This window comes from Kitasatospora sp. NPDC091257 (assembly GCF_044757675.1).
GTDB lineage: Bacteria > Actinomycetota > Actinomycetes > Streptomycetales > Streptomycetaceae > Kitasatospora > Kitasatospora lactacystinica.
The window spans coordinates 1-7,456 of the sequence record NZ_JBIVVI010000352.1; the positions used below are offsets into that span (position 1 = coordinate 1).

General features: G+C 77.4%; 2 protein-coding genes. Both read right to left on the reverse strand.

The genetic code is table 11. The annotated features are described in order from the left end of the window. A partial coding sequence (locus tag ACIQOV_RS18045; protein WP_401049541.1) for a beta-ketoacyl synthase N-terminal-like domain-containing protein occupies positions 1-604 on the reverse strand: 604 nt, incomplete at its 3' end. 17 nt (positions 605-621) lie between these two features. After that, positions 622-7,456, reverse strand: a 6,835-nt coding sequence (locus tag ACIQOV_RS18050) for a type I polyketide synthase (RefSeq protein ID WP_401049543.1), incomplete at its 5' end; no start/stop codon positions are given.

Here is a 7,456-nt window from a genome sequence, read left to right on the forward strand (position 1 = left end):
CCAGCGAGGAGGAGCAGGCGGTGTCCACGGTGACCGCCGGGCCCTCCAGGCCGAGGGCGTAGGCCACCCGGCCGGAGACCACGCTGCCCGCGGTGGCGGTGCCGAGGTAGGCCTCGGCGCCCTCGCCCCCGCCGGGGAGGTAGTCGTGGTACATCATCCCGGCGAACACCCCGGTCCGGCTGCCGCGCAGCCGCTCCGGGTCCAGTCCGGCGTACTCGAAGGCCTCCCAGGAGGCTTCGAGGAACAGCCGCTGCTGCGGGTCCATCGCCAGCGCCTCGCGCGGCGAGATCCCGAAGAACGCCGGGTCGAACCAGCCCGCCTCGTGCACGAAGCCGGCCTGCCGCGTACCGTCGCCGCCGAGGGCCGCGAGGTTCCAGCCGCGGTCGGTGGGCAGTCCCGACTGGCCCTCGCCGCCGGTGGCGACCAGCCGCCACAGCTCCTCCGGGGTGGCGATCCCGCCGGGCAGCCGGCAGGCCATCCCGACGATCGCGATCGGCTCCCGGGCCTTCTCGTGCACCTCGCGCAGCTCCTGGCGGGCCTCCTGCAACGCGGCCGTGGCCTGGCGCAGGTACCGGAGCAGCTCTTCTTCCCTGGTCACGCTCATGTCGTCTCCCCCGGATCTCACTGCGACTGGTCGAGGATCTGGAACAGCTCCTCCGCGGTCGCCGTCTCCAGGCTCGCCGCACTGTCGGTGGTGCCGAACTCGCCGAATCGGGCGGCCAGTTCGCGTAGCCGTCGGCCGACCTCGGCCCGCTCGGAGCCGTCGGTGCCGACGTTCTTCAGGACGTCCTCGAACCTGGCCAGCTCGTCCAGGGCGCTCGCGGCCGGGGCGGTCGGCGCCGGGGCCAGCTCAGCCCGGAGGTGACGCGCCAGGTCCAGCGGCGTGGGGTAGTCGAAGATCAGCGTCGCCGGCAGCCGCAGCCCGGTGGCCAGGGCCAGCCGGTTGCGCAGCTCGACGCCGGTGAGCGAGTCCATGCCGACCTTCAGGAAGCCCCGCTCGGCACCGACCGAACCCGCCGAGTCGTGGCCCAGCACCGTGGCGGCCTGGGTGCGCACCAGGTCGAGCAGCGCCTCCAGCCGCTCCCGGTCGGAGAGGCCGGCCAGCCGCTCGGGCAGGTGCGCGTCGCGGGCCGCGGCCCCGGTCCGACCGCCCGCCCCGGACGCCGTCGGCGCCGCGGGGATCAGACCGCGCAGCAGCGGGGGCAGCAGTCCCTGGGTCCGCAGCGCGGCGGTGTCCAGGTTGATCGGCACGACCACGGCGGTGCCGGCGGCCAGACCCGCGTCGAACAGCGCCAGGCCCTCCGCGGTGGACACCGGCGTCATGCCGAGCCGGCGCACCCGGTTGACGTCCAGTTCGGTCAGGTTCCCGGTCATCCCGGTCGGCTGTGCCCACGGACCCCACGCGAAGGAGACCGTGTCGAGCCCCTCCGCCCGGCGGGCCTGGGCGAAGGCGTCCAGGAAGGCGTTGGCCGCGGCGTAGTTGGCCTGGCCCGCGCCGCCGAAGGTGCCGGCCGCCGAGGAGAAGAGGTGGAAGCCGGACAGTCCGGTGCCGCGGGTCAGCTCGGCCAGGTGCAGCGCACCGCCGACCTTGGCGTGCAGGACCCGGTCGACGCGCGCCGGGTCGAGTCCGACGAGCACGCCGTCGTCCAGTTCGCCGACCGCGTGCACGACGGTGCGCAGCGGGGCGTCGGCCGGGATGCCGGCCAGCAGCGCGGCCGCCGCCGTCCGGTCGCCCACGTCGCAGGCCGCGATCTCGGCCTCGGCGCCCAGGTCGGCCAGTTCGGCGACCAGTTCGGCGGCGCCGGGGGCCTGCGGCCCGCGCCGGCCGGCCAGCACCAGGTGCCGGACGCCGTGCTCGGTCACCAGGTGCCGGGCCAGCGCCTGGCCCAGGGTGCCGGTGCCGCCGGTGATCAGCACGGTGCCGTCCGGGTCGAACACCGGGGTGTCCGGCCGGGCCGGTACGGCCAGTCGGGCCAGCCTCGGCACCCGCACGGCGCCGGACCGCAGCGCGGCCTGGGGCTCGTCGGTGCCCAGCGCGGCGAGCAGGGCGGGGGCGGTGTCCTCGTGGCCGTCCTCGTCGAGCAGCACGAACCGGCCGGGGTGCTCGGACTGGGCGGACTTCAGCAGGCCCCAGGCCGCCGCCGCGGGCAGGTCGGCGGGGGCCTCGGCCGGGTCGGCCGCGACGGCGCCCCGGGTGACCAGCACCAGGCGGGAGGAGCCGAAGCGGTCGTCGGCGAGCCACTGCTGGGCCAGCGCCAGCGCCGTGTGGGTGACGGTGCGGACCGCCTCGGCCGGGTCACCGCCGGTGGCGCCGGCGAGCGGGACCAGGACGGTCGCGGGCTCGTCGGTGCCGCTGAGCGCCGCCGCCACCGCGGCGAGGTCCCGGTGGCGCTCGGGCGGGGCGCCGGCGGCGGTGAGCCGCTCGGCGAGCCCGGACGGGTCGTCACCGGCCAGCAGCAGGCGGCCGGGCCGGGTGTCCCCGGCCGGGGCGGCCCCGGTCCACTCGACCTGGAACAGCGACTGTCCGGGGGCCGGGGCGGCGCCGAGGCCGTCCGGCACCGGCCGGGAGACCAGCGCCTCGACCGAGGCGACGGCGAGCCCGGTGTCGTCCGCGGCCTGGAGGGTGATCCCGTCCGTCTCGGCGAAGGCCAGCCGGACCCGCAGCGAGGTGACGCCCCGCTGGTGGCAGCCGACCCCGCGCCAGGCGAACGGCAGCTCGGCCCGGGCCCGTTCGCCGCGCTCGGACTCGCGCAGCGCCCGCAGCATGCCGATGCCGTGCAGCGCCGCGTCCAGCAGCGCCGGGTGGACGCCGAAGCGCTCGGCGTCCGGGCCCGGCTCCGGCAGGGACACCTCGGCGAAGATCTGCTCGTCCCGGCGCCAGGCGGCGCGCAGGCCCTGGAAGGTCGGGCCGTACGCGTAGCCGCGCGCCTCCAGCTCCTGGTAGAAGCCGCCGAGGTCGATCGGCTCGGCGTCCCGCGGCGGCCACTGGGCGAGGTCGAACGCCGGGGCGGGCGACTCCGGGGCCAGGGTCGCGGTGGCGTGCCGGGTCCAGCCGTCGGTGCCGGCGGCGGCCGTGCCGTCGTCCGGCCGGGAGTAGACGCTCAGCATCCGGCGTCCCGCGGCGTCCGGGGCCTGGACGACGGCCTGCAGGCGTACCGCGCCGTGCTCCGGCAGGAGCAGCGGGGTCTCCAGGGTGAGCTCCTCGACGTGGCCGCAGCCGACCTGCGCGCCGGCCTGTACCGCGATCTCGACGAAGGCCGTACCGGGCAGCAGGACGGTGCCGAGCACGGCGTGGTCGGCCAGCCAGGGCTGGGAGCGGCGGGAGAGCCGGCCGGTCATCAGGACGGCGTCCAGCCCGGCGAGGTCGGCGGCGGCGCCGAGCAGCGGGTGCCCGGTGGCGCCGAGCCCGGCCGTGGCGGCCTCGGCCGCGCCGGAGCCGGCCCCGGAGCCGCCGAGCCAGTAGCGCCTGCTCTGGAAGGCGTAGGTGGGCAGGTCGACGGTGCGGGCACCGAGGCCGCCGAGCAGCCGCGCCCAGTCCACGGCGAGGCCGCGCACGTGCGCCTCGGCGGCGGAGGTCCACAGCCGGTCCAGGCCGCCCTGGTCGCGCCGCAGCGAGCCGACCACGGCGCCGCCGCCGGTGACGGCCTCGTCCAGGTCGTCCAGGGTCTCCTGGATGCCGACGGTGTGCATCGGGTGCGGGCTGGCCTCGACGAAGTGCCGGTAGCCCTCGGCCGCGACGGCGCGCACGGCCTGCTCGAAGCCGACCGTGTTGCGCAGGTTGCGGTACCAGTACCCGGCGTCCAGCTCGGCGGAGTCCGTCCAGCGGCCGAGCGCGGTGGAGTAGAAGGAGACCGCGGAGGAACGCGGGGTGATCCCGGCGAGTTCCGCGACCAGCCGCTCCTCGACGGCCTCGACCTGGGCCGAGTGCGAGGCGTAGTCGACCGCGATCCGGCGGACCCGGACCCCGTCCGCCTCGCAGCCGGCGAAGAACTCCTCCAGGGCCCCGGTCTCGCCCGAGACCACCACGGCGGAGGGCCCGTTGACGGCGGCGACGGAGATCCGCCCCGCCCACGGGGCGATCCGTTCCCCGGCCTTCGCGGCGGGGAGCGCGACCGAGACCATGCCGCCCTTGCCGGACAGCGCGGTGATCGCCCGGCTGCGCACGGCCACCACCCGGGCGGCGTCCTCCAGCGACAGCGCGCCGATCACGCAGGCGGCCGCGATCTCGCCCTGCGAGTGGCCGATCACCGCGTCCGGTTCGACGCCCCAGGAGCGCCAGACCGCGGCGAGCGAGACCATCATCGCCCACAGGGCCGGCTGCACCACGTCGACCCGGTCCAGCGCGGCCGCGCCCTCGACGCCGCGCACCACGTCCACCAACGACCAGTCGGTGTACGGGGCGAGCGCCTCGTCGCAGGCGGCGATGTGCTCGGCGAAGACCTCCGAGGAGTCCATCAGCCCGGCGGCCATGCCGGCCCACTGGGCGCCCTGGCCGGCGAACACGAACACGGTGCGGCCGTTCACGGCCGAGCCGGTCGGGGTGCCCTCGGGGGTCTGCCCCGCGGCCAGCCCGGCGAGGCCGCCGCGCAGCTCGGCCCGGTCGGCGGCGAGCACCACGGCCCGCTCGGCGAACGGGGTGCGGGTGGTCGCCAGCGAGTAGGCGAGGTCGCCGAGGTCCGCCGCGGGCTCGGCGTCCAGGTGCGCCAGCAGCCGTTCGGCCTGCTCGCGCAGGGCCTGCGGGCCGCGGGCGGAGAGCACGAAGGGCAGCGTGCCGGCCGCGCGCTCCGCGCGCGGCTCCTCCTCGGGCTCCGGGGCCTGCTCCAGGACGGCGTGGGCGTTCGTGCCGGTCCCGCCGAAGGAGGAGACACCGGCCCGGCGCGGGCCCTCGGTGCTCGGCCAGGGGCGGGCCTCGGTCAGCAGCTCGACCCGGCCTGCGCTCCAGTCGACGTGCGGGGTCGGCTCCTCGGCGAACAGGGTCGGCGGCAGGACGCCGGCGCGCAGCGCCATCACGGTCTTGATCACGCCGGCGACGCCGGAGACGGACTGGGTGTGCCCGATGTTGGACTTCAGCGAGCCGAGCCCGACCGGCCGGTCCTCGGGGCGGTCCTGACCGTACGTCGCGATCACGGCCTGGGCCTCGATCGGGTCGCCGAGCGAGGTGCCGGTGCCGTGCGCCTCGACCAGGTCGATGTCGCTCGCGCGCACCCCGGCGCTGGCCAGCGCCTGGCGGATGACCCGCTGCTGGGACGGCCCGTTGGGCGCGGTCAGGCCGTTGGAGGCGCCGTCCTGGTTGGTCGCCGAGCCGGTGTACAGGGCGAGCACGGGGTGGCCGTTGCGGCGTGCCTCCGAGAGGCGCTCCAGGACCACCACGCCGACGCCCTCGCCCCAGTTGGTGCCGTCGGCGGAGGCGGCGAACGCCTTGCAGCGGCCGTCCGGCGCCAGGCCGCGCTGGCGGCTGAACTCGGTGAAGGAGACCGGGGTGGGCAGCACGGTGACGCCGCCGGCCAGGGCCAGCGTGCACTCGCCGTTGCGCACCGCCTGCCAGGCGAGGTGCAGCGCCACCAGCGAGGAGGAGCAGGCGGTGTCCACGGTGACCGCCGGGCCCTCCAGGCCGAGCGTGTACGCGAGCCGCCCGGACACCGCGGCGGTGCCCGTCCCGGCCAGGAAGAAGCCCTCGGAGGCGGCGATGCCGTCCTGCGCGTCCACGCCGTAGCCCTGGAAGGAGGTGCCGACGTAGACGCCGGCCTTGGCGCCGGCCATCGTCGCCGGGTTGATCCGGGCCCGCTCCAGCGCCTCCCAGGCCGCCTCCAGCAGCACCCGCTGCTGGGGGTCCAGGGTGATCGCCTCGCGCGGGCTGATGCCGAAGAACTCGGCGTCGAAGTGGCCGGCGCCCTCCAGGAAGCCGCCCTCGCGGACGTAGGTGGTGCCGGGCCGGTCCGGGTCGGGGTGGTAGAGCGCGTCCAGGTCCCAGCCGCGGTCGGTGGGGAACGGGGTGACGGCGTCCTGGCGGGCCAGCACCAGCTCCCACAGGTCCTCCGGGGAGCGGACGCCGCCGGGGAAGCGGCAGCCGATGCCGACGATGGCGATCGGGTCGTCGTCCGCGGGTGCCGCGCCGTGCTCCGGCGCGGGGGCCGCGGTGGCCGGGGCGCCGAGCAGCAGGGTGGCCAGGTGGTCGGCGACGGCGGCCGGCGTCGGGTGGTCGAAGACCATGGTGGCCGGCAGCCGCAGCCCGGTGGCGGTGCGCAGCCGGTTGCGGACCTCGACCGCCATGATCGAGTCCAGGCCGACCTCGCGGAACGCCCGGGCGGGCTCGACGTCCCCGGGTCCGGGGTAGCCGAGCACGGCGGCGGTGTGGGTGCGGACCAGGTCGAGGACGACCCGGCCGCGCTCGCCCGCGGGGAGGGCGGCCAGCCGCTGGGCGAACTCGCCCTCGCCGGCGGGCGCCGTGGTCTGCGGCCCGGAGTCGGCGAGCGCCTCCCGGGCCTCGGGGATCTCGTCGACCAGCGGCCGCTCGCGGGCGGCGCTGTAGGCCGGAGTGAAGGCGGCCCAGTCGATGTCGGCGACGGTCAGCAGGGTCTCGTCGTCGGCGAGCGCCTGGCCGAGCGCGGTGACCGCGAGCTGTGGGTCCATCAGGGCCAGGCCCCGCCGGCCGAGGACGGCCATCGCCTCGTCGGTGGCCATGCCGCCGCCGGCCCAGCCGCCCCAGGCGACCGAGGTGGCGCGCTGCCCGAGCGAGCGCCGGTACTGGGCGAGCGCGTCCAGGCGGGCGTTGGCGGCCGCGTAGGCGGCCTGGCCGCTGCCGCCCCAGACGGCCGCGCCGGAGGAGAACAGGACGAAGGCCTCCAGGTCGTCCCCGGCGAGTTCGTGCAGGTGGACGGCGCCGGCGACCTTGGCCTCCAGGGTGGCGGCCAGTTCCGCGACGTCGGTGTGCAGCACGGGCGTGCTCTGGGCGACGCCGGCCGCGTGCACGACGGCGGTCAGTTCCGGCAGCCGCGCCAGCAGGGCGGCGACGGCGGAGCGGTCGGTGACGTCCACGGCCTCGATCCGGACGTCGGCGCCGAGCGCGGTCAGCTCCGCGGCCAGTTCCGCGGCGCCGGGGGCGGCCGGTCCGCGCCGGCCGGCCAGCACCAGCCGTTCGGCGCCGGCCCGGGCCAGCCAGCGGGCCACGTGGCCGCCGACGGCGCCCGTCCCGCCGGTGACCAGGACGGTGCCGCGGGGCTGCCAGCCGTCCGTGCCCGCGGCGTCCTCGCGCGGGGCCCGGACCATCCGGCGGCCGAAGACGCCGGCGGCCCGCAGGGCCACCTGGTCCTCGCCGGTGCCGCCGTGGAGCACGGCGGCCACCCGGGCGAGGGCGCGGTCGTCCGGGTCGGCGGGCAGGTCGAGCAGGCCGATCCGACGGCCGGTGAGTTCCAGTCCGGCGGTCAGGCCGAGGCCCCAGGCGCCGGCCTGCGCCGGG